The organism is Janthinobacterium tructae (assembly GCF_006517255.1).
Classification (GTDB): Bacteria; Pseudomonadota; Gammaproteobacteria; order Burkholderiales; family Burkholderiaceae_D; genus Janthinobacterium; species Janthinobacterium tructae.
Genome location: NZ_CP041185.1, coordinates 5,318,551 through 5,341,477 on the forward strand (window position 1 = coordinate 5,318,551; position 22,927 = coordinate 5,341,477).

Here is a 22,927-nt window from a genome sequence, read left to right on the forward strand (position 1 = left end):
GTTTTCTTGGCATCGTAGCCACCCATGAAACCTATGCGCCACCACATGTCCAAAATCCTCGCGTTCAGCCGCTTTTCCGTGCGCGATTTTCTCGCCACCGCCGGTCCCACCCTGCTGCTGGTTGGCGCGTTTTGCGCGCTCGCCTACTGGCTGGTCGACCCGGCGCCGCCGCGCCAGGTGAGCCTGTCGACGGGGCAGGACAATAGCGCGTACGAAGAATTCGGCAAGAAATACGCAGCCACCCTGGCCAGGCACGGCATCAAGGTGACCTTGCAGCCGTCGCTGGGCTCGCAGGAAAACCTGCAGCGCCTCAATAGCGGCAAGACCGATATCGCCTTCGTGCAAAGCGGCTCGACGGAGCATGCCGATGCCGAGCGCCATGGCCTCATTTCGCTGGGCAGCCTGTTTACGGAACCCGTCTGGCTGTTCCTGCGCGAAGACAAGGCGGTGACGGAACTGACGCAATTGAAAGGCATGAAGATCAACCTGGGACCGGAAGGCACGGGCGTGCCCAGCCTGTTCCGGCAGTTGCTGTCCGTCAATGGCGTGGAAGCGAACGAGCTGACGGTGAGCGACTTGCAGAACACGCCGGCCACGGTGGAGCTGCTGGAAGGGCGCATCGATGGTCTCGTGTTCAGCTCGGCGCCGGAAGCGCCACTGATCCAGATGCTGCTGCAAACGCCGGGCATCAAGCTGTTTGATTTTTCGCAAGCGGAGGCGTACACGCGGCGCCTGCCTTTCCTCACGCATGTGGTCTTGCCACGCGGTATCGTCGACCTGGGGCGTAACATCCCCGCGCAGGATTACCACCTGATCGCACCGACCGCCACCCTGGTCGCGCGCGAAGACTTGCATCCGGCCTTGATCGACCTGTTCGTGCAGGCGGCGGCCAGTATTCACGGCGGCACGGGCTGGTTCCAGCAACAGGGGCAGTTCCCGTCCGCGCGCTACACGGAAATTCCCGTCGCGCCCGAAGCGCTGAAGTTCTACAAGGATGGCGCGCCCGTGCTGCAGCGCTATATGAGTTTCTGGCTGGCCAATTTCTTTGACCGCATGTGGGTGCTGGTAGTGGCGCTCGGTGCATTGATCTTGCCGCTGTCGCGCGTGGTGCCACCCTTGTACGTGTGGCGCATCCGCTCGCGCGTGTACCGCTGGTATGGCCAACTGCGCACGGTGGAGCAGGCGCTGGAAGACGTGCCGCCAGAGCAGCGCGCGCAAGTGTATGCGGCGCAATTGAAACGGCTCGACCAGATCGAGGAAATGGTCAACCAGATCTCGATTCCCCTGTCGTTTGCCGATGGCTTGTACGGCTTGCGCAGCCACATCAATTTCGTGCGCAAGCGCATCTTGACCTTGATGGGCGAACATCCAGAGGCGGGTGAGCCAGCCTGAAGCATCAAGCCAGGGCGGGACTTGCCTCTGGCCGACGCATGGCCGTCATCGGCAGGTGTTCCGTTACTCCTGGTTTCAGGCGCCCAGCCACGGCAGCCCCGCCTTGCACCAGCCGCCGATCTGCTTGCGGTGGCCGTCGGCATCCTTGTCGCCCTCAAAACCTTCGAGGATGTCGAAGCAGTTCACGTAGCCGTGCTCGGTCGCCAGCTTGGCCGCATGGCGTGAACGCACGCCGGAGCGGCACAGGAACAGCAGCACCTCGTCTTTGCCGGCCTGGGCAGCCAGTTGCGCGAGGAAGTCGGGATTTGGTACGCCGCCCGGATACGTGGCCCATTGCACCGCACCATGCTGGGTATCGGCGATGTCGACCCGGCCGACCCAGTCGCGCTCGGCATTCGTGCGCACATCGATGAGCTTTGCAGCGGCATCGCCTTGCAGCAAGTCATACGCTTCCTGCGGCGTGACGGCGCCGGCATACGGCGTACCTTCATTGGCCCGGCTGCGGGCGGTGGTCAGGATGTCGGCGGCGGTAGTCATGGCGTCCTCGATGAAAGTGGGGTGGTGTGGTCGATTATAGTGCGCCGTCCGCGCCCCGCAAATGGGAAGTCACGCTGCGCGGTGGATGCACCACAAGAAGGCATTTTTTAGAAATGCGCATAAAATGCACGATAATGGTGCGTTATTCATTTTTTGCACTTGCATAGTGCATTCTTGAATGACTCAAACTCAGCAGGAAAATCGCGGGCAGGAAAACTTTCACAGGGATGGCAGTCATTTTGTTGTTGGCGCCAGGGCGCTTCTGAAGCTGGCATGGAATCTGCTATGATCCTTATGAGTTTTGGTGGCACGCAATGTTTGCTTCGCTTCATCAGCCCAGACGCATTAAGGTCGGCTCACCCCACATTCATTTAGGAGATACGCATGGCAATGACAGCCGCAGAAGTCTTGAAGATGGTAGAAGAAAACGAAGTCAAATTCGTTGATTTCCGCTTTGCTGATACCCGTGGCAAAGAGCAGCACGTGACGGTTCCCGTGTCGCACTTCGACATGGACAAATTCGAGTCGGGCCACGCCTTTGACGGTTCTTCGATCGCTGGCTGGAAAGGCATCGAAGCGTCCGACATGATCTTGCTGCCGGATCCAAACACGGCCAATATCGACCCGTTCATGGAAGAAACGACCCTGTTCATGCAGTGCGACGTGATCGAACCGTCGGACGGCAAGGGCTATGACCGCGACCCGCGCTCGATCGCGAAACGCGCCGAAGCCTACCTGAAATCGTCGGGCATGGGCGACACCGCCTACTTCGGCCCTGAGCCAGAATTCTTCATCTTCGACAGCGTGCGCTGGAAGATCGACATGTCGGGCTGCTTCGTCAAGATCGGTTCGGACGAAGGTTCGTGGTCGACCGGCAAGGACATCGAAGGCGGCAACAGCGGCCACCGTCCTACCGTCAAGGGCGGCTACTTCCCAGTGCCACCAGTAGACAGCTTCCAGGACATGCGTTCGGAAATGTGCCTGATCCTGGAGTCCTTGGGCATCCCGGTTGAGGTACATCATCACGAAGTCGCTGGCGCAGGCCAGAATGAAATCGGTACCCGCTTCTCGACCCTGGTCGAGCGCGCCGACTGGACGCAAAACCTGAAATACGTGGTGTGGAACGTGGCGCACAGCTATGGCAAGACCGCCACCTTCATGCCGAAACCTATCGTTGGCGACAACGGTTCGGGCATGCACGTGCATCAATCCGTATGGAAAGATGGCAAAAACCTGTTCGCTGGCGACGGCTATGCCGGCCTGTCCGATTTCGCCCTGTACTACATCGGCGGCATCATCAAGCACGCCAAGGCACTGAACGCGATCACCAATCCGGGCACCAACTCGTACAAGCGTCTGGTACCAGGCTACGAAGCTCCAGTGAAACTGGCGTACTCGGCGAAAAACCGTTCCGCCTCGATCCGTATTCCGCACGTGGCCAATCCAAAAGGCCGCCGCGTGGAAGCGCGCTTCCCGGATCCACTGGCGAACCCGTACCTGTGCTTCGCCGCACTGCTGATGGCTGGCCTGGACGGCGTTGCCAACAAGATCCATCCGGGCGAAGCCGCCTCGAAAGATCTGTACCATCTGCCGCCAGAAGAAGACGCGCTGATCCCGACCGTGTGCGCTTCGCTGGAAGAAGCACTGGAAGCCCTGGACAAGGACCGCGAGTTCCTGACCCGTGGCGGCGTGTTCAGCGATTCCATGATCGACGCTTACCTGGAACTGAAAATGCAGGACGTGCAGCGCATGCGCATGACCACGCATCCTGCCGAGTTCGACATGTACTACTCGCTGTAATGGCGCCATGCCGGCAACTTGCCGGTAGTGAATAAAAAACGCGGGTGAGGCGATGGTCTTGCCCGCGTTTTTTGTTATGGCGTCACTGGGCGGTGTTGTATAGTCGGCCCAGGAACGATGCGGCACGAGCCGACAGGAGTGAAGATTGACCAAGCATTACAGAATGGCGCTGATGGCAGGATTGCTGGGCGCGGCGGCACAGGCGCACGGGCAGCTGTATGTGTGCGCCGATGCGCAAGGACACAAGACGTACACGGACAAGCGGGCTGGCGCGCATTGCCAGCTGCTCGATTTACCGGGCGCCATGACGGAGCCGCCACGCAAGACGGCGCCGCTGGCCGGTGCGCCTGCGCGGCCCGCCACGCAGGCGGTGGCCACGGCGGTGCCTGCCGCTGGCGCGTTTCCCAAGGTCGATGGCGCCGAGCAACGGGCGCGCGACCTGGACCGGCGCCAGATCCTGCAGGACGAATTGCGCAGCGAAGAGCAGAAACTGGCGGCCCAGCGCCTGGAGTTCAACGAGGGCCAGCCTGAACGCCAGGGCAATGAACGCAACTATGCCAAGTATCAGGAAAGAGCGGCGCAGTTGAAAGAGAATATCAACCGGACCCAGCAGAACGTCGAGGCCCTGAAACGCGAGATTGCGAATATTCGGTAAAGTACATGACAATAGACAACCATTCCAGCCGTCCCGCCCACCTGGCCGGTCTTGATTTGCTCGCTTCGGCCGTGATCCTGCTCGACGGCGACGGCCGCATCAGCTATGCCAACGCGGCGGCGGAAAACCTGCTGGAAAGCTCATTGAAGGCCCTGTCGCGGCAAAAGCTGACGGCGCTGTTCCTCAACCCCGAGGAGCTGGCCGGGATTTGCGCGCAGGCGCTGGAACACAAGTTTTCCGATTTGCGCCAGGACCTGAGCCTGGAACGCCTGGGGCGCGAGCCGCTGCGCGTGCACAGCATCGTCAGCGCGCTCGACGCGCCACGCGACGGCGTGCTGATCGAGCTGCGCGAAAACGTGCAGCAATTAAAACTCGACCGCGAGGAGCGCATCCTCGATCAGAGCCAGGTCAACAAGGAGCTGATCCGCAACCTGGCACATGAAATCAAGAACCCGCTGGGCGGCATCCGCGGCGCGGCGCAGCTGCTGGAGCTGGAACTGCCGGCCCTGCACCTGAGCGAGCTGCGCGAATACACGCAAGTCATCATCAAGGAAGCGGATCGCCTGCAAACCCTGGTCGACCGCCTGCTGGCGCCGCACCGCCGCCCGCACATCGTGGGCGACGTGAATATCCACGAAGTGTGCGAGCGCGTGCGCAGCCTGATCCTGGCCGAGTTTCCCAGCGGCCTGACCATTTCGCGCGATTATGATGCGTCGATTCCCGAGTTTCGCGGCGACAAGGAGCAATTGATACAGACCGTGCTCAACATCGCGCACAACGCGGCGCAGGCGCTGGCCGAGCGCATCGAAGCGGGCGATGCGGAGCTGATTTTCAAGACGCGCGTGGCGCGCCAGGTGACCTTGGCCAAGGTCCGCTACAACCTGGCATTAGACTTGCATATCATTGACAATGGACCGGGCATCGCACCCCAGATCCGTGACCGGATTTTCTACCCGCTGGTGTCGGGCAGGGATGGCGGCAGCGGGCTGGGACTGACCTTGGCGCAAACCTTCGTGCAACAGCACCTGGGTGTGATCGAGTGCGAAAGCCGGCCTGGATACACCGATTTCAGGATCGTTCTCCCCTTGCCATAAGCGAGGAAGTATCCCACCCATGAAATCCATTGCGGGACGCACACACTAATGAAGCCAATCTGGATAGTTGACGACGACGAATCAATCCGCTGGGTGCTGGAAAAAGCCCTGGCGCGGGAAAACCTCGCCACCAAGAGTTTTGCCAATGCGCGCGACGCCATCGCGGCACTGGAATTTGACACGCCGCAAGTGCTCGTGTCTGATATCCGCATGCCGGGCGCCTCCGGCCTGGAATTGCTGCAGACGGTCAAGTCGCGCTTTCCCGGCTTGCCGGTCATCATCATCACGGCCTTTTCCGACCTCGATTCGGCCGTCGCGGCCTTCCAGGGCGGCGCCTTCGAATACCTGGCCAAACCGTTTGACATCGACAAGGCTGTCGAGCTGATCCGCCGCGCGCTGGAAGAGAGCCTGCGCGAGACCAGCGTCGAATCGGGCCCGTCTGAAACGCCGGAAATCCTCGGCCAGGCGCCGGCCATGCAGGAAGTCTTCCGCGCCATCGGCCGTCTGTCTCAATCGAATGTGACGGTGCTCATCACGGGCGAATCGGGTTCCGGCAAGGAGCTCGTGGCGCGTGCGCTGCACAAGCACAGTCCGCGCGCGGCGCAGCCCTTCATTGCCCTGAATACGGCGGCGATCCCGAAGGATTTGCTGGAGTCCGAATTGTTCGGCCATGAACGCGGGGCATTTACGGGCGCTCAGACGACGCGCCGGGGCCGCTTCGAGCAAGCCGAGAACGGCACTTTGTTCCTTGATGAAATCGGCGACATGCCGTTCGACTTGCAGACGCGCTTGCTGCGCGTGCTGTCCGATGGCCATTTCTATCGCGTCGGCGGGCACCAGCCGATGAAGGCCAACGTGCGCGTCATTACGGCCACGCACCAGAACCTCGAGCAGCGCGTGCGCGACGGCCTGTTCCGTGAAGACTTGTATCACCGCCTGAACGTGATCCGGCTGCGCCTGCCCAGTTTGCGGGAGCGGCGCGAGGATATCCCCATCCTGGTGCGCCACTTTCTGGTGCAAAGCGCGCGCCAGCTGGGCGTGGAAGCCAAGCGCATGAGCGAACCGACGATGCAATTTCTCAGCGGCCTCGATTTGCCCGGCAATGTGCGCCAGCTGGAAAACCTGTGCAACTGGATCACCGTGATGGCGCCGGGCCAGACGGTGGAAATCAAGGACTTGCCGCTGGAATTGACGCAGGGGCAGAGCGATGGCGCGGCCACTGCAGCGGCGGGCGAAGCGCCGACGCCGGCCGTGGCTCATCCGCATGGCGGCCAGGTCTTCGAAGCGGCCGCGCCTGCCACCGGTGCGCCGCCGGGCTGGATCGGCCTGCTGGAATTACAGGCGGCCGGCATGCTGGGCGCCGGGCAGCAGGAAGTCATGGCCGTGCTGGGACGGCAATTCGAGTCGGCCCTGATCAAGACGGCGCTCAAGCATACGCACGGGCGCAAGAACGACGCCGCCGTGCGCCTGGGCATCGGCCGCAACACCATCACCCGCAAGATCTCCGAACTGGGCATCGACGGCGCCAAAGACGATTGATCTATCTTCCGGACGGGACGTCTGTCCCGTCCGCATTCCCTCCCGGCGTTTCTTGCACGCCACAACACCCACAACACCCACAGCAGGCGATAAGGTAAGCTGGCGCCTGCCGGGCTGTTTCGTCCGGTCTTAACTTTCATTGTGGAACTGTATGCTGATTAACTGCGTGGCCTATCAGGATGGCAAAAAACTGGCCGACTTGCCGATTGACGATATCAGCGATTACGTCGAGCGCCCCGACTGTTTCGTCTGGGTAGCCCTGCTCGACGCCACGCCGGACGAGCTGAAACAGATGCAGCACGAATTTTGCCTGCATGAACTGGCGGTGGAAGACGCGCAGCGCGGACACCAGCGACCGAAGATCGAGGAGTATGGCGACTCCCTGTTTGCCGTGGTGAAAACCGTGGAAATGGTCGAGAACGAACTGGTCATGGGTGAAGTCGACATCTTTGTCGGTGCCAATTACGTGCTCTCGTCACGCAGCAACAGCTCGCAAGGTTTTCTTGGCGTGCGTGCGCGCGCCGAGCGCGAACCACACTTGCTGCGCCAGGGCTCGGCCTTCGTGCTGTACGCGCTGATGGACGCCGTCGTCGACCGTTACTTTCCCGTGCTCGATGCGCTGGAATCGGAGCTGGAACTGATCGAGGACCGCATCTTCGACCGGGGCACCGAGCGCGACAATATCGAACGGCTGTACCAATTGAAACGCAAAGTCATGGTCTTGCGCCACGTAGTGGCGCCCCTGATGGAAGCGGTGGGCAAGCTGCACGGCGGGAGGGTGCCGCCGTTGTGCCACGATACCCAGGAGTATTTCCGCGACGTGCACGATCATCTGGCGCGCATCAACGGCACGCTCGACACCATCCGCGACACCATCAGCACGGCCATCCAGGTGAATCTGTCGATGGTGGCCATCGACGAGAGCGAAGTGAACAAGCAGTTGGCGGCCTGGGCGGCTATTTTCGCCGTATTCACCGCGTTTGCCGGCGTGTGGGGCATGAACTTCAAGTTCATGCCGGAGCTGGACTGGCAATACGGCTATCCCGTGGCCGTGGGACTGATGAGTTGTGTCTGCGGTTATATGTATTACTTGTTCAAGCGTTCCGGCTGGCTATAAAAAATTCCTGCGTATCTGTATTATTAAACAATAGCCAGGGGTACAATCGCGGCAGGTCCGCTCGGGCGGGCCATGGCTGAGGGGTGCCACGCCGGCAGGTTGGCTGGCGCTTCCAATGCTGCGCAGGAGCATTCATGAGTATTCCGTTGTTTGATGTGAATTCGCGAGAACCCCTGTTCGATCCCGAGCAGCGACGCACCTTGGCGGAAGCGGCCCTGCGCTCGATTACGGCCTCGACGGCGCGCGCCCGTGGCGACGACTTCCTGCGCATCCTCGTCAAGGACCTGGCCGAAGCGCTCGACGTGCACTATGTGATCGCCGGACGCCTGGTGCACATGGACGATGGCAGCGAAGGCATCCGCACGCTGGCCCTGTGGGGCGGCGACGGCTACCAGCCGAATATCGAATACAGCCTGCAGCACACGCCTTGCCAGGACGTAAGCTGCCAGAGCATGTGTTTTCATGGCAGCGACATCCAGCGTCGCTTTCCATTCGATAGCCTGCTGGTCGACATGCAGGCGGAAAGCTATGTCGGCATGCCGCTGATCGATACCGAAGGCAAGACCCTGGGCATTCTGTCGGCCATCGACACGCGTCCCATCGATGAAAACAAGCGCTTGCTGGCCTTGCTGCTGTTGTCGATCTTTTCGGCCCGCGGCGCGGCCGAGCTGCAGCACCAGGAGCGCACGCAGCAGCTGGAGGAAATCGTGCGCGTGCGTACCGAATCGCTGCTGGTGGCGCAAGCGAACCTGATCGAGCAGGAACAGATGGCGGCCCTCGGTTCGCTGGTGGCGGGTGTCTCGCATGAAGTCAACACGCCTATCGGCGTGGCGCTGACGGCGGCGTCGAGCATGAGCAGCTATGCCGACCAGCTGGTGCAGCTGCTGGGCGGCGCCAAGGTCAGCCGCGCCGAACTGATCGACATTGCCGAATCGCTCAAAGGCGCGGCGGCCTTGATTGAGCGCAACCTGGCGCGCGCGGCCGACCTGATCGGCAATTTCAAGCAGCTGGCCGTGGACCAGGTCAGCGAATACGTGGCCGACCTGGCGCTGCACGACTATGTGCACGGCCTGGTGTCGGCGCACAGTCCGGAACTGCGCAAGGCGGCGCTGGGCGTGGAACTCGATATCGCGCCCGATTGCCATGTGCGCCTGGCGGCCGGGAAATTGTCGCAAATCCTCTCGAACCTGCTGATGAACAGCGCCCGCCACGGCTATCCGCAGGGCGGGCCGGGGCGCATCACGATACGCGCGCGCATCGAGGCGGACGCGGATGATGCGGCCTTGCGCTGGCTGCTGCTGGAGTTTTCCGACGATGGCGTCGGCCTGGCGCCCGCCGTGCGCGAGCATATGTTTGAACCGTTCTTCACCACCAAGCGGGGCCAGGGCGGCTCCGGCCTGGGCATGCATATCGTCTACACCATCGTGCAACAACTGGGTGGTCAGGTGTGCGCCATCGATTGCGTTCCCGGCTGTCATATACAGATCAGACTGCCGCTGGCCTCTCCGCAGGCGTGAAAAAACCTCACTGACATAGTGCAGCGACGCTGATTCCTGGTGCATACCGTACACCATCATTGTGCAAAACAGTATTACTGAATTATAAATTGTTGTTTTTTATTCCTGCGCTCAGTACATCGTTGACACCTTCCAATTCCGCGTGTTTTGATGGCTCATTAAGGTTCAGTTTGCCGATGGCAGCTGGGCCTTTAACCGGTAGTGGCACGGCGGCCATGCATCATTCATTAAATTCGGGAAACCCTTTGGCGGAAGCCTGAATACGGTTTTCATAGCGATAAGAATGTTAATGAGCAGATAGCCGCCCTGCACGGAGCGCCGCATCCGTAGTTCAGTGGCGCCGAGTTTACATGATAATAATGCAACATAAAACTATATCAAAGGGAGTTTGCAATGATGATGGAAACAGTCTTGTCTCGTTCTTTGCGTTTGATGTTTACGGGGAGCGCTGTCGTCGCTGGCCTGACCATGCTGGCCCAGCCAGCCATGGCACAACAGAACGATGCACCCATGCAGCGTGTTGAAGTCACCGGCTCCGCCATCAAGCGGATCGATGGTGAAACCTCGGTGCCGATCACCATTATTAAAATGGATGACCTGAAAAAACAGGGTATTACCACCATCGAGCAAGTCATGTCGAACCTGAGCGCTTCGCAGGCTTCGCAAGGCACCAGTCAGGTCGTCGGACTGGGTACCGGCGGCGCGTCGTTCGCCGACTTGCGCGGTATTGGCGCGAACAAGACTCTCGTCTTGCTGAATGGCCGGCGCATGGCCAACAATGCGCTCGACAGCTCCGCGCCCGACTTGAACATGATCCCGTTTGCCGCGCTCGAACGCGTCGAAGTGTTGCGCGATGGCGCGTCGTCGCTGTACGGCAGCGATGCCGTCGGTGGCGTGATTAACTTCATCACGCGCAAGGACTTCCAGGGCGGCATCGTCAGCATCGGTGGCGATATGCCGGAACAATCGGGTGGCTTCTCCAAGAATGCGAATGTCGGTTTCGGCTATGGCGACCTGGATAAAGATGGCTTCAATATTTTCGGTATGCTCGATACCCAGAGCCAGCGTGCCATTACCGGTACCCAGCGCAATTACAACAAGCGCTATCCAGGTGGCATTTCGCCGACCACCAGTCCCGCCAATTACTATCAGGACGACCAGACTGGCAATCCGACCGCGCCTAGCTGCGCTGCCGGCACCTTCCTCGTACCTAGTGGCGATGGTACCAGCTGCAATATGTCGACCTCGAACTTCGTGGACTATGTACCGAAAAGCAAGCGCACGACCGGCTTGCTCAAAGGCGTCTTGAAGCTGAACGCGAATCACGAGATCAGCCTTGAATACCTGAACAGCGAAAGCAAGGTCTACAGCGCCATCGCCCCTGTACCGTATGGTGGCCTGCGCCAGAACCGCACGCGCCTCGATGGCTCGCCAAATCCGTTCTACCCGGGCAATGGCAATTTCACGCCGAACATTCCGCTCAATGCCAATTACGTCGATCCCAACTTCATGCCTGCCGGCGTCAAGCCTGGCTTCGTGAACGTCAAATGGCGCGATTTGCCGAACGGTTCGCGCGCTGATGAAAATATCAACAAGCAACAGCGTCTCGTCGCTGGCTTGAATGGCAACCTCGCTGGCTGGGATTACAACGCGGCGCTGACCTTCAATGAAAACAAGGTCGCTGTGAATCTGATGGGCTACAGCGATGGCGGCATTATCACGAAAGGTGTCTTGAACGGCATCATCAATCCATTTGGCGAGCAAGATGCGGCCGGCATGGCCTTGATCGAAAGTGCTGCATTGAACGGCAATGTTCGTAATGCCAAGGGCACGACCAAGGTCGCCGACTTCAATGCAAGCCGCGAACTCGGTGACTGGATGGGTGCTGGTCGCGCTGCCGCTCTGGCCGTGGGTGCGCAAGTGGGACATGAGAAATTCCTCAGCACCGCCAATTCGGAATATGCCGCCAAGGTCGTTGCCAGTACCGGTATTGATCCGGAAACGCATGATGAAGGTTCGCGCACCACGCAAGCCGTGTACGCCGAATTGAACGTGCCTATCCTCAAGACACTGGACGTGACCGCCGCCGTGCGCTATGACCGTTACAGCGATTTCGGCAATACGACCAATCCGAAAGTTGGATTCCGCTTCCAGCCGACAAAAGAAGTGCTGTTCCGCGGTTCGTATTCGACCGGTTTCCGCGCGCCATCGCTGTATGAGATCAATTCTTCGCAAACGTACACCAATACCAGTCAGCGTGATGATCCGATCAATTGCCCGGATGGCACGCCATTGCCTGGCAAGCCCAAGGCAACGAATTGCAAACAGCAGTTCCAGGCCTTGTTTGGCGGCAATAAAAAGCTGTCGCCTGAAGAGTCGCGCAACATTACCGTGGGTGTCGTACTCGAACCCATCGCCAACCTGAGCATTGGTATCGATTACTGGGATATCAAGCTCGACCATTCGATCGGTGCCCTGCAGGAAGACGATGTGTTTGGCGACCCGGTTACCTACGCTGCCGTGTACCACCGCACGGCGAACGGCAACCTGGCTACCGACGGTTCACAATGCCCGAATCCGGCCACTTGCGGCTATGTCGACCTGCGTACCCAGAACCTGGGTGGCGTGAAGACCCGCGGCCTCGACTTGAGCGTCAACTACCGTTTGCGCACCAGCGACTTCGGCACTTTCGCCCTGATCACCAACAGCACTTACGTCAACAAGTACGATTATCAAAGTGCCGAAGGCGGTAAATGGAAACAGAATGTGGGTGTCTTCTCCGGCTCCGGTCCGATCTTCCGCTGGCAGCATACGGCCAGCGTGAACTGGAACAGCGGTATCTTCAGTGCCGGCATGTCGGCTCATTACAAGTCTGGCTACCTGGACCAGGATGAAGAGAACAAAGTGCCGTCCTATACCACCTTTGACGCTTTCGGAACGGTTGCCGCCACCAAGAATGTGACCCTGACTGCCGGTGTGCGCAATCTGTTCGACCGCGAACCGCCACTGAGCTATCAAACCAACACCTTCCAGGCTGGCTATGATCCACGCTACGCGGACGCCATTGGCCGTACCGTGTATCTGCGCGGTAGCTATACGTTCTAAGTCTGTTGCAGGCTGAAAGCTAAAACGCCCGGGTGAAAACCCGGGCGTTTTTTTTGCCTTGCCGTGCGGCACGGCAGTCGTTGCTTATTTTTCGCGCGCCGCCATCGACAGCGCCACCGCCTCTGCCACCTTGATGCCATCGACGGCCGCCGACAGGATGCCGCCCGCATAGCCGGCGCCTTCACCGGCCGGGAACAGGCCCCGCGTATTCAGGCTTTGCAGGTTGTCGTCGCGGCGCTTGATGCGGATCGGCGAGGAAGTGCGCGTTTCCACGCCCGTCAGTACGGCGTCGGCCTTGTAGTAGCCCTTGATCTGCTTGTTGAATGCCGGGAACGCTTCACGCATGGCCGTGATTGCGTACTCGGGCAGGGCCGGCGCCAGATCCGTCAGGTGCACTGCCGGCTTGTACGAAGGAATCACACTGCCGAACTCCGTCGAGGCGCGGCCCGCCACGAAATCGCCCACCAATTGGCCTGGCGCATCGTAGTTGCCGCCGCCCAGGGCGAACGCGCGCTCTTCCAGGTCGCGCTGCAGCGCGATGCCGGCCAGCGGGTCGCCCGGATAGTCGGCTGGCGTGATGCCGACGACGATGGCGCTATTGGCGTTGCGCTCGTTGCGCGAGTACTGGCTCATGCCGTTCGTCACCAGGCGGCCTGGCTCCGAGGCGGCAGCCACCACCGTGCCGCCCGGGCACATGCAGAAGCTGTAGACGGAGCGGCCATTGCTGGCGTGGTGCACCAGCTTGTAGTCGGCAGCACCCAGAATCGGGTGGCCGGCGCTGGGGCCGAAGCGGCAGCTGTCGATCAAGGATTGCGGGTGTTCCACGCGGAAACCGATCGAGAATGGCTTGGCTTCGATGTACACGCCGCGGCGGTGCAGCATCTCGAAGGTGTCGCGTGCGCTGTGGCCGATGGCCAGCACCACGTGGTTGCTGGCGATGGTCTCGCCATTGTCCAGCACCACGCCGCGTACCTGGCCGCCGTCGGCACCGGGCACGATGTCGAGATCGACCACTTTGCTGCTGAAGCGGTATTCGCCGCCCAGCTGTTCGATATTGGCGCGCATTTCTTCCACCATCTTGACCAGGCGGAAGGTGCCGATGTGCGGCTTGCTCACATACATGATTTCCTCGGGCGCGCCGGCCTTGACGAATTCTGTCAATACCTTGCGGCCGTAGTGCTTGGGATCCTTGATCTGGCTGTACAGCTTGCCGTCGGAAAAGGTGCCGGCGCCGCCTTCGCCGAACTGCACGTTCGATTCCGGGTTCAGTTCGCGCTTGCGCCAGAAGCCGAAGGTGTCGACCGTGCGTTCGCGCACCTGCTTGCCGCGTTCCAGGATGAGGGGGCGCAAGCCCATCTGCGCCAGGATCAGCGCCACGAACAGGCCGCATGGCCCCGTGCCGATGACGATGGGGCGCGCTTCATGCGTGTGGCCGGCCAGCTGTTCGCCGCCGGCGACGAATTTGTAGTCGGTGTCGGGTGCGGGCATCAGATGGATATCGTGGCCCAGGCGCGCCAGCACGGCCGCCTCATTCTTGACGTCCACATGCAGCGAGTAAATCAACACCACGGCGCTGCGCTTGCGCGCGTCGTAGCTGCGCTTGAAAACGGTAAAGCCGAGCAGCTCGTCCGCGGTAATGCCGAGGCGCGCCAGGATGGCGGCGGGCAGGGCTGCATCGTCGTGTTCGAGGGGGAGTTTTACTTCATTGAGTCGTAACATGGTGTGTATTTTCAAAAATTGCCGGGCTCCGTATCTAGCAGAGAGTCTGTGGCGCATCGCGCGCCGCGTCGCTATTTTACCTGTAAAGACGGGCAGCTTCCGCAACCAGGCCATGGCGCTGGCAGCGGCAGTGCCGCGCTGACTGCATGGCCTGAGCACCCTGCGCGCCACCCGACATGCCGGCCGCAGATTTAACAATTGATTGTTTGTGCATTGATATTTTCATGAAAAATGTGTGTGATTCAATATTTCATTTTGATAATAGATGCGCAATCCATTGAAAAATCTGTTTTGCATCAAAGGTGACGCCAGCGACCTGTGTTTCACGCAGCCGGCCGACTCGCCGCGCGCACTCGCCAACCGTGCTTTTTTGCGTCGCCTCATAGGAGAATTGCCATGCCAGCCTGCCGAAAAATGGCGAACGCAAGGGCATCTTGGCTGGTGCGTTTTGTCCGCCAGCGACGCAAAGGATGGCTGGGGACTGTGCGATATCGCCGCATTTTTATGTCAAAAAACAACAAAAAAAGCCTGTTTGGAAATTTTTCATGCAATCGCTAACTGATTCGGCAATGGTAATTGACAATATTTTTCTTGTTACAGATACTTACCTGTGTCAAGAGTTACGACACATAAAGTGCCACGCGAGCCGCTGTGATCCAGTCGCTTGGTGTTCATTAAAAATTACAAGTTGAGATTGCTAAAACATGATGCTGAGTAAACCAAAATTAAGCCCTATCAGTAAGGCGGTGTTTTTTGCTTTGAGCGCCATTGCTGCCTCCGCCCATGCACAAAACAGCGCAGGTGCCGCAGAGCCGGTCATGCAACGTGTTGAAGTGACTGGTTCGAACATCAAGCGCATGGACACGGAAACTGCTTCGCCAGTGACCGTCTTGCGTCGCGACGAAATCAAGGCCACCGGTGCAAATACCGTGCGCCAGATTCTCGATACCCTGACGTCGTTCGACACAGGCACCCTGAAGGATGACGGTTCCTCGAGCAGCTTTGCGCGCGGCGCGTCCGGCGCGTCCATGCGTGGCCTGGGCAAGAGCGCCACGCTGGTGCTGGTGAACGGTCGCCGCGTGTCGAACTATGCCTTCGCCGATGGCGGCAAGGAAACCTTTGTCAACGTCGATTCGATTCCTGCTGACGCGATCGAGCGTGTGGAAGTGCTGAAAGATGGCGCATCGGCCGTGTACGGTTCCGACGCCCTCGCCGGCGTGATCAACATCATTACCCGCAAGAGCTACCAAGGCGTCAGCGTGAGCGCCAATTACCAGCAACCGACCAGCGATAGCCTCGGCAAGCAGACCACTGTTGGTGTGTTGGCTGGTTATGGTGACCTGGAAAAAGACCGCTATAACGTCTTCTTCAACATCGAAGGCTACAAGCGCGAGGGTTACAAACTGGCTGACGTGATCGGCAAATATCCTTCCTACCACAAGAAAGTTGTCAGCACCGCTTTCGGCGATCCTTCGCTGACGTCCTACCCAGGTAACTTGAACCAGGCCGCCGGTGGCGGCAATCCTGCCGTGCGTCAAGCCGTCAAGGGCTGCTCAGTCATCAATGCCACGGGTCTGTGCACCAGCGACCTGAATGGAATCAACCCATGGTCGGACGGTGCCGAGCGCGTCAACATGTACAGCGCCTTGCACTTCAAGCTCAGTGACACGACGCGCGGTTTCGCCGAAGTGTCGTACTCGGAAACCCGTACCAACTACGAGCCACTGCCATTCGGCATGGCGGCAGGTTCGCCATGGAACTGGTTCGACGGCAACAAGAAGCAATCGCAAAGCGTGCAGAAGCCAAAACTGCCAGCCAATTCGCCTTACAATCCATATAACTTCCCGGTTGGTCTGGACTATCGCTTCATGGACAGCAACCTGGACTGGTCCGCGCCATCGAAAGCCACACAATACCGCGTCATGGCAGGCCTGGAAGGCACGATTGGCGCCTATGACTGGGAAGCTACGGTTGGCCGCACCGGCGGTGACGGTACCTCGCGCAACCGCGGCCCGCACCGTGACCGCATGCCTGCCGCTATCGTCAGCGGCGAGTACAAGCTTGGTGGCCAGAATAGCGATGCATTGCTGGCGAGCATGTTCCCTGTGATCGGTACCGATGCGGAACTGTCGACCAACTTCCTCGAAGGCAAGCTGAGCGGTGAGCTGATGGCGTTGCCAGCCGGCCCATTGAGCTTTGCCTTTGGTGCAGAAGTGCGCCAGGAAAAGCAGAAGATCAAGTCGCTCGACAACGTCATGAACGCCGAGATCATCAGCCAGGGTTCGCTGTGGATCGACGGTCAGCGCACGACGAGCGCCGCTTACATGGAGTTGAATGCGCCAGTCGTCAAAGGCCTGGAGCTGAACGGTGCATTGCGCCTGGACAAAGCACCCGGCTTCTCGGCACACGTGTCGCCTAAACTGGGCGCCAGCTGGAAAGTCGTGCCACAGTTGTTGTTGCGTGGTACGGTTTCCGGTGGTTTCCGTGCTCCAAATATCCCGGAAACCCTGGGTAAAGTGGGCTTGACCGGCTTCTTCAACAGCTCGCTGGATCCAAAGCGTTGCGATACGGCAACTGCCATTCGCGATATCCTGCGTAACGGCAATGCCAGCGACAAGGCAGATGCAACCACCGCCTACAACTCGGGTTGCCTGACGTCGATCCCGGCCATGATTTCGTCGAGCTCGACCCTGAAACCGGAAACCTCGCGCAGCATCACGGTAGGTTTCGTGGCTGAGCCGGTCAAGAACTTCACCATTGCACTCGATTACTTCAAGATCGAACGCAAGGACCAGATCGACTACCGCGACGTGCCGTATGTGCTGGAGCGTGAAGACAATGCCGGTTATTCGGACAAACTGGTGCGCAACCCAATCAGCGACACCGACCGTCGCCTGGCTGCCCGCGCCAACACGCTGAAGCCAGGTTCGAACATCGCCTGGGGTGCAGGTACCATCCAGTCGCTGTTGCTGAGCTATGAAAACTTCGGCAAGACCGATTCGCAAGGCGTGGATATCGACTTGAACGGCCGCATCTCGGCAGGCGAGTACGGTACCGTGACCCTGGGTCTGGCGAGCACCGTTTCCCTGAAACTGCGTAGCTGGGATATCGATGCCAATACATACCGTCCTAACACGGTAGGCAACCTGGGCGTGCCTCGTGTCGTGTCGGTGCTCAGCGCCGCATGGCGCAAGGGTCCGATGACGGCTGGCGTGCGCGTCAACTACACTTCGGCCCAGTCCTTGAACTACGACGAGACGGATGAAGCGCGTTGGGGCGAAGCTGGTTGCCGTAAGGCACTGGCAGCGCTGGACGCCAATGATCTGTCGTGCCGCGTTGCCAGCGATGTACGTACTGATTTGAACTTTGCTTACACGGGCATCAAAAACCTGCGTTTGCTGGCGAACATCAACAACGTCTTCGAACGCGACCGTCCGATGAACGTGCGTACCGGCTACGTGTGGCGTCCACGCACCCTGAAAGTGGGTGCCGAGTACACGTTTTAATTAGACAGCCTGGACGGCGCCGGCAAGGGCCGTCCACTGATCTGGCGTGACATCGCTACGATGTCGCGTCACTGGCGCAGTGCGGGAAACCGTACTGCGTTTTTTTTATGCTATTTACATACCGTCCCACAAGGCGCCCAGGGTGGCCAGCGCCGTCAGGCCCGCCGTCTCGGTGCGCAGGATGCGCGGCCCCATGGACAGGCCGATGGCGCCGGCGGCCAGGGCCGCTTTTTCTTCCGCTTCCGAAAATCCGCCTTCCGGTCCCACCATCACCGTAATCGCTTGCGGCGGCTGGTGGCGCGCCCAGTCTGCCAGCGACTGCTGCGCGCGCGGCGTCAGGATGATGCGCTTATGCAAATCTTGCTGGCTGCTCCAGCTATTGAAGTCTTGCAAGGGCGCCAGCTGCGCCAGGCGGTTGCGTCCGCATTGTTCCGAGGCGGAGACGATGATGCCTTGCCAGTGCGCGAGCTTCTTCTCGGCCCGCTCGCTGGACAGGCGCACCACGCAGCGCTGCGCCGCCAGCGGCACGATGCCGGCCGCGCCCAGTTCGATGGCTTTTTCGATGATCCAGTCCATTTTCGATGCTTCCGGCAGCGCCTGCGCCAGGGTCACGGCATACGGCAGTTCCGCTTCGCGCGCCACGTGCGCCTGGATTTCCGCCGTCACGCTGCGCTTGGCGACCGCCACCAGGCTGGCTTGCACTTCGCCGCCTTCGCCATTGAACAGGGTGATGACGTCGCCCGGCGCCAGGCGCACGACCTGGATATGGTGGGCGACTGCCTCCGGCAGGGAGACGGTGGCGCCGGCGACGAGCGGCTGGGGGCAGAAAAAACGCGGCATGCAAATCCTCAACGGGGGTAAGTGGGGTGGAAAGACGTCAAAGTATAGCCATTTGGCGGGCCAGTACGCCGCAATTCTAATTTGCAGCCCCCCAGTCTGGTAAAATAGTTGACTACAGAAAGCAGCCGGCTTCCCTGTCCGCGCTGTTGCAAACGAATCCCAAACTCGCGACTGACCCACACCATCATGACAACTACGCTCCCGACTACCAAAATGGCCAATGCGATCCGCGCACTGGCAATGGACGCTGTACAAAAGGCCAACTCCGGCCATCCAGGCATGCCGATGGGCATGGCCGAGATCGCAGTTGCCCTGTGGAGTGGTCACTACCGCCACAATCCAGCGAATCCAAAATGGCAGAATCGCGACCGTTTCCTGTTGTCGAACGGCCACGGCTCCATGCTGCACTATGCGCTGCTGCACCTGACGGGCTACGACCTGTCGATGGATGACATCAAGGCCTTCCGCCAGATGCATTCGAAAACCCCGGGCCACCCGGAAGTCGATGTCACGCCAGGAGTGGAAACGACCACCGGCCCGCTGGGCCAGGGCATCGCCAACGCGGTCGGCATGGCCCTGTCGGAGCAATTGCTGGCTGCTGAATTCAACAAGCCTGGCCACGACATCGTCAACCACTACACCTACGCCTTCGTCGGCGACGGTTGCCTGATGGAAGGTATTTCGCACGAAGTGTGCGCGCTGGCCGGCACCCTGGGCTTGAACAAGCTGATCGCCCTGTACGACGACAACGGCATTTCCATCGATGGCAAAGTCGAAGGCTGGTTCACGGACGACACCCCGGCCCGCTTCGAAGCGTACGGCTGGAACGTCATCCGCGCCGTCGACGGGCATGACGTTGCCGCCGTGGCTGCCGCCATCGCCGCCGCCAAGACCGCCAGCAAACCAACCCTGATCTGCTGCAAGACCATCATCGGCAAGGGTTCGCCGAACCTGCAAGGCGGCGACAAGGTCCACGGCGCCGCGCTGGGCGACAAAGAAATCGCTGCCGTGCGCGAATACATCGGCTGGGATGCCGCACCGTTCGAGATGCCGGCCGACGTGTACGCAGCCTGGGATGCGAAGCAACAGGGCGCCCTGCTGGAAGCGGACTGGAACGAGCGTTTCGCCGCCTACAGCCGCGAATTCCCGCAACAAGCCGCTGAACTGACCCGCCGCATGCAGGGCGAGTTGCCACAGGCATTCGAAGCGGCCCTGAGCGCCGCCATCGCTTCCTGCGTCGAGAAGAAAGAAAACATCGCCACCCGCAAGGCCAGCCAGAACGCCATCCAGGCGCTGGCGTCGTCGCTGCCGGAATTCCTCGGCGGCTCGGCCGACCTGACCGGTTCGAACCTGACCAACTGGAAAGAGTGCGTGGCCGTGCGTTCGGGCCAGCCTGGCAACCATATCAACTACGGCGTGCGCGAATTCGGCATGAGCGCCATCATGAACGGCATCACCTTGCACGGCGGCTACATCCCGTTCGGCGCCACGTTCCTGACGTTCTCCGACTACAGCCGCAATGCCCTGCGCATGGCCGCGCTGATGAAACTGCGTTCGATCTTCGTGTTCACCCACGATTCGATCGGCCTGGGCGAAGACGGCCCGACGCACCAATCGGTTGAGCACGTCTCGTCGATGCGTTTGATCCCGAACCTGGACAACTGGCGTCCATGCGACACCGTCGAGTCGGCTGCTGCCTGGGGCGCCGCCGTGCGCCGCAAGGATGGCCCGTCGACCCTGATCTTCTCGCGCCAGAACCTGCCGTACCAGGAGCGTTCCAGCGAGCAAATTGAAAATATCTACCGCGGCGGCTATGTGCTGAACGACGTGGCGGACGCCAAGGCGATCCTGATCGCTACCGGTTCCGAAGTGGAACTGGCTGTCGCTGCCGCCAGCGCGCTGGCCTCGGAAGGCATCAACGTGCGCGTGGTATCGATGCCGTCGACCGACGTGTATGACCGCCAGGACGCCGCCTACAAGGCCAGCGTGTTGACGAAGGGCGTGCCGCGCGTGGCCATCGAAGCGGGCGTGACCAGCTTCTGGTACAAATACGTGGGCCTGGAAGGCGCCGTGGTCGGTATCGACACGTTCGGCGAATCGGCGCCTGCCGGCGTGCTGTTCAAGCATTTCGGTTTCACGGTCGAGAACGTTGTCGCCAAGGTGAAAGCCGTTATCGCTGGCTAATATTGATTTTTAACGGTCCTGGCGATGTGCTCGCCAGGGGCGTGCATGTACCTTCTTTTTTAATCAGGAGCAGAGTATGACGATCAAAGTTGCAATCAATGGCTACGGCCGCATCGGCCGTAATGTGTTGCGCGCTTTCTATGAAGGCGGCAAGAAACAGGACATCCAGATCGTTGCCATCAACGACCTGGGCGATGCCAAATCGAACGCCCACCTGACCCGCTACGATACCGCGCACGGCAAGTTCCCGGGCACGGTTACCGTCGAAGGCGACAACATGATCGTCAATGGCGATCCGATCCGCGTGTTTGCACAGCGCAATCCTGCTGAAATCCCATGGGGCGAGCTGGGCGTGGACGTCGTGCTGGAGTGCACGGGCTTCTTTACCACCAAAGAGAAAGCTTCGGCTCACTTGAAGGGCGGCGCGAAAAAAGTCATCATCTCGGCACCAGGCGGCAAGGACGTCGATGCGACCGTCGTGTTCGGCGTCAACCACTCGGTACTGAAATCGACCGACACCGTCATCTCGAACGCATCGTGCACCACCAACTGCCTGGCACCGCTGGTCAAGCCACTCAACGACGCCATCGGCATCGAAACGGGCCTGATGACCACCGTGCACGCCTACACCAACGACCAGGTGCTGTCCGACGTGATGCATGAAGACCTGCGCCGCGCCCGTTCGGCCACCATGAGCATGATCCCGACCAAGACGGGCGCTGCTGCCGCCGTTGGCCTGGTGCTGCCTGAGCTGAATGGCAAGCTGGACGGCTTCGCCATCCGCGTGCCGACCATCAACGTCTCGCTGGTCGACCTGACCTTCATCGCCAAGCGCGACACCACGGTGGAAGAAGTCAACGCGCTGATGAAAACCGCATCGGAAGGCGCCCTGGAAGGCATCCTGACGTACCAGACCGAACCGCTGGTATCGATCGACTTCAACCATAACCCGGCTTCGTCGAACTTCGATTCGACCCTGACCAAGGTATCGGGCCGTCTGGTGAAAGTATCGTCGTGGTACGACAATGAGTGGGGTTTCTCGAACCGCATGCTCGACACCACCGTCGCACTGATGTCGGCCAAGTAATTCCTGGCTAGCCTGCAAAAAACGCCCTTCGGGGCGTTTTTTTATTCGTGGCCGTGCGAATAAAAGCGGCGCCGGTAGAAGCGCCACAGCACGCGCAGGTCGCGCAGCACGGGTACGCCGGACAGCAGGGTCAGCACGCCGGCGAGCAGGATGGTGGCGGCCGGAAAGCCGATGTGCTTGAAGGCCAGTGCGCCGCTGACGCCGCCGATGAAAAAGCAGCTGATCAAGAGGCTGTGCGTTCTCAGCTTGCCGCGGTTGACCTTGACCATGCGGTCCGGCAGGTGGCGCCGGTTGTAATACGCCATCTTGCCCAGTTCGATGCCGATATCGGTGGACAGGCCCGTCACGTGCGTGGTGCGGATGACGGCGCCCGAAATCTTGGTGATGATGGCGTTTTGCAAACCCATGACAAAGCACAACAGCAAGATGGTGACGGGGCCCAGCACGTCGGGCATGGTGGCCAGATAATTGCCCGTCAGGCCGAACAGCAATAACAGGGCCGCTTCCAGCAGCAGGCTGGCGGCAAACTGGCTGTGCAGCCGGCGCCGTTTGCCCCAGTTCACCATGATGGCGGTCACAGCCGCACCGCTGACAAAGGCCAGCCAGGCGCCCAGCGCGGCCAGGGCCAGCGTGATATTGCCCAGCGCCAGGTCATCGGCCATGCCGGAAACGATGCCCGTCATGTGCGAAGTGTAGCCGCCGATGGCCAGAAAGCCGCCCGCATTCACGGCGCCGGCCACCAGCGCCAGCACGCAACCGAGCTGCAGGTTGGCTTGCGTATCGCGTGCCGATCCGCTCAGGCGGGACAGGTAATGGAGCGGCATGCGGGCGTGGT

Annotated in this window: 17 protein-coding genes; 12 read left to right on the plus strand and 5 right to left on the minus strand. The window is 60.3% G+C overall.

The window, feature by feature from the left end:
* Nucleotides 1-45: 45 nt before the first annotated feature.
* Nucleotides 46-1,392, plus strand: coding sequence for a TAXI family TRAP transporter solute-binding subunit (locus FJQ89_RS23430; RefSeq protein WP_141171906.1), 1,347 nt, complete (start codon nt 46-48; stop codon nt 1,390-1,392).
* 75 nt (nt 1,393-1,467) lie between these two features.
* On the opposite strand, the gene FJQ89_RS23435 is transcribed toward FJQ89_RS23430, so the two are convergent.
* Nucleotides 1,468-1,929 (minus strand): rhodanese-like domain-containing protein, encoded by a 462-nt coding sequence (locus tag FJQ89_RS23435; protein WP_141171907.1) that lies wholly within the window; start codon nt 1,927-1,929, stop codon nt 1,468-1,470.
* Nucleotides 1,930-2,313: 384 nt separating this feature from the next.
* Between FJQ89_RS23435 and glnA the strand changes: the two genes are divergently transcribed.
* The 6 genes from glnA to FJQ89_RS23465 all read left to right on the plus strand — a co-directional run bounded on the left by glnA (nt 2,314) and on the right by FJQ89_RS23465 (nt 9,651).
* Nucleotides 2,314-3,729, plus strand: a complete 1,416-nt coding sequence (glnA, locus tag FJQ89_RS23440) for a type I glutamate--ammonia ligase (RefSeq protein ID WP_071079202.1) — start codon at nt 2,314-2,316, stop codon at nt 3,727-3,729.
* Nucleotides 3,730-3,874: 145 nt separating this feature from the next.
* Nucleotides 3,875-4,384, plus strand: a complete 510-nt coding sequence (locus FJQ89_RS23445) for a DUF4124 domain-containing protein (protein WP_341474467.1) — start codon at nt 3,875-3,877, stop codon at nt 4,382-4,384.
* Nucleotides 4,385-4,389: 5 nt separating this feature from the next.
* Entirely contained in the window at nt 4,390-5,478 is a 1,089-nt protein-coding gene (glnL, locus tag FJQ89_RS23450) for a nitrogen regulation protein NR(II) (protein WP_096234029.1), read from the plus strand.
* Between the two features lie 48 nt (nt 5,479-5,526).
* Nucleotides 5,527-7,017, plus strand: coding sequence for a nitrogen regulation protein NR(I) (gene ntrC, locus FJQ89_RS23455; protein WP_141171908.1), 1,491 nt, complete (start codon nt 5,527-5,529; stop codon nt 7,015-7,017).
* A 151-nt stretch (nt 7,018-7,168) separates the two neighbouring features.
* Nucleotides 7,169-8,134 (plus strand): magnesium/cobalt transporter CorA, encoded by a 966-nt coding sequence (gene corA, locus FJQ89_RS23460; RefSeq protein ID WP_071079199.1) that lies wholly within the window; start codon nt 7,169-7,171, stop codon nt 8,132-8,134.
* 134 nt (nt 8,135-8,268) lie between these two features.
* A complete protein-coding gene (locus FJQ89_RS23465; protein WP_141171909.1) occupies nt 8,269-9,651 on the plus strand; it encodes a GAF domain-containing sensor histidine kinase in 1,383 nt (460 codons plus the stop codon).
* An 82-nt stretch (nt 9,652-9,733) separates the two neighbouring features.
* Here the strand turns inward: FJQ89_RS23465 and FJQ89_RS28625 are convergent, their stop codons facing one another.
* On the minus strand, nt 9,734-9,868 hold the full coding sequence (locus FJQ89_RS28625; RefSeq protein WP_279239615.1) for a hypothetical protein: 135 nt from the start codon (nt 9,866-9,868) through the stop codon (nt 9,734-9,736).
* 194 nt (nt 9,869-10,062) lie between these two features.
* On the opposite strand from FJQ89_RS28625, the gene FJQ89_RS23470 reads away from it, so the two are divergent.
* The gene (locus FJQ89_RS23470; RefSeq protein WP_168208510.1) at nt 10,063-12,756 is read left to right on the plus strand and encodes a TonB-dependent receptor; all 2,694 of its coding nucleotides are present in this window, start codon (nt 10,063-10,065) and stop codon (nt 12,754-12,756) included.
* 84 nt (nt 12,757-12,840) lie between these two features.
* Here FJQ89_RS23470 and FJQ89_RS23475 read toward each other — a convergent pair whose 3' ends face one another.
* Nucleotides 12,841-14,475, minus strand: coding sequence for an NAD(P)/FAD-dependent oxidoreductase (locus FJQ89_RS23475; protein ID WP_141171911.1), 1,635 nt, complete (start codon nt 14,473-14,475; stop codon nt 12,841-12,843).
* A gap of 265 nt (nt 14,476-14,740) precedes the next feature.
* Between FJQ89_RS23475 and FJQ89_RS23480 the strand changes: the two genes are divergently transcribed.
* Nucleotides 14,741-15,037: a hypothetical protein gene (locus FJQ89_RS23480; protein WP_141171912.1), complete on the plus strand. Its 297-nt coding sequence runs from the start codon at nt 14,741-14,743 to the stop codon at nt 15,035-15,037.
* 256 nt (nt 15,038-15,293) lie between these two features.
* On the plus strand, nt 15,294-17,981 hold the full coding sequence (locus tag FJQ89_RS23485) for a TonB-dependent receptor domain-containing protein (protein ID WP_168208511.1): 2,688 nt from the start codon (nt 15,294-15,296) through the stop codon (nt 17,979-17,981).
* A 114-nt stretch (nt 17,982-18,095) separates the two neighbouring features.
* On the opposite strand, the gene FJQ89_RS23490 is transcribed toward FJQ89_RS23485, so the two are convergent.
* Nucleotides 18,096-18,821: a 16S rRNA (uracil(1498)-N(3))-methyltransferase gene (locus FJQ89_RS23490; protein ID WP_141171914.1), complete on the minus strand. Its 726-nt coding sequence runs from the start codon at nt 18,819-18,821 to the stop codon at nt 18,096-18,098.
* A 186-nt stretch (nt 18,822-19,007) separates the two neighbouring features.
* Between FJQ89_RS23490 and tkt the strand changes: the two genes are divergently transcribed.
* A complete protein-coding gene (tkt, locus tag FJQ89_RS23495) occupies nt 19,008-21,005 on the plus strand; it encodes a transketolase (RefSeq protein ID WP_141171915.1) in 1,998 nt (665 codons plus the stop codon).
* A gap of 76 nt (nt 21,006-21,081) precedes the next feature.
* Entirely contained in the window at nt 21,082-22,092 is a 1,011-nt protein-coding gene (gene gap, locus FJQ89_RS23500; protein WP_071079192.1) for a type I glyceraldehyde-3-phosphate dehydrogenase, read from the plus strand.
* A gap of 41 nt (nt 22,093-22,133) precedes the next feature.
* On the opposite strand, the gene FJQ89_RS23505 is transcribed toward gap, so the two are convergent.
* Nucleotides 22,134-22,916: a YoaK family protein gene (locus tag FJQ89_RS23505; RefSeq protein ID WP_141171916.1), complete on the minus strand. Its 783-nt coding sequence runs from the start codon at nt 22,914-22,916 to the stop codon at nt 22,134-22,136.
* Nucleotides 22,917-22,927: the final 11 nt, after the last annotated feature.

Bases quoted from the DNA above. Each gene is read 5' to 3' on its own strand.
- FJQ89_RS23430 (WP_141171906.1), top strand. From the start codon at position 46: ATGTCCAAAATCCTCGCGTTCAGCCGCTTTTCCGTGCGCGATTTTCTC.
- FJQ89_RS23435 (WP_141171907.1), bottom strand. From the start codon at position 1,929: ATGACTACCGCCGCCGACATCCTGACCACCGCCCGCAGCCGGGCCAAT.
- glnA (WP_071079202.1), top strand. From the start codon at position 2,314: ATGGCAATGACAGCCGCAGAAGTCTTGAAGATGGTAGAAGAAAACGAA.
- glnL (WP_096234029.1), top strand. From the start codon at position 4,390: ATGACAATAGACAACCATTCCAGCCGTCCCGCCCACCTGGCCGGTCTT.
- ntrC (WP_141171908.1), top strand. From the start codon at position 5,527: ATGAAGCCAATCTGGATAGTTGACGACGACGAATCAATCCGCTGGGTG.
- corA (WP_071079199.1), top strand. From the start codon at position 7,169: ATGCTGATTAACTGCGTGGCCTATCAGGATGGCAAAAAACTGGCCGAC.
- FJQ89_RS23465 (WP_141171909.1), top strand. From the start codon at position 8,269: ATGAGTATTCCGTTGTTTGATGTGAATTCGCGAGAACCCCTGTTCGAT.
- FJQ89_RS28625 (WP_279239615.1), bottom strand. From the start codon at position 9,868: ATGGCCGCCGTGCCACTACCGGTTAAAGGCCCAGCTGCCATCGGCAAA.
- FJQ89_RS23475 (WP_141171911.1), bottom strand. From the start codon at position 14,475: ATGTTACGACTCAATGAAGTAAAACTCCCCCTCGAACACGACGATGCA.
- FJQ89_RS23480 (WP_141171912.1), top strand. From the start codon at position 14,741: ATGCGCAATCCATTGAAAAATCTGTTTTGCATCAAAGGTGACGCCAGC.
- FJQ89_RS23485 (WP_168208511.1), top strand. From the start codon at position 15,294: ATGCAACGTGTTGAAGTGACTGGTTCGAACATCAAGCGCATGGACACG.
- FJQ89_RS23490 (WP_141171914.1), bottom strand. From the start codon at position 18,821: ATGCCGCGTTTTTTCTGCCCCCAGCCGCTCGTCGCCGGCGCCACCGTC.
- tkt (WP_141171915.1), top strand. From the start codon at position 19,008: ATGACAACTACGCTCCCGACTACCAAAATGGCCAATGCGATCCGCGCA.
- gap (WP_071079192.1), top strand. From the start codon at position 21,082: ATGACGATCAAAGTTGCAATCAATGGCTACGGCCGCATCGGCCGTAAT.
- FJQ89_RS23505 (WP_141171916.1), bottom strand. From the start codon at position 22,916: ATGCCGCTCCATTACCTGTCCCGCCTGAGCGGATCGGCACGCGATACG.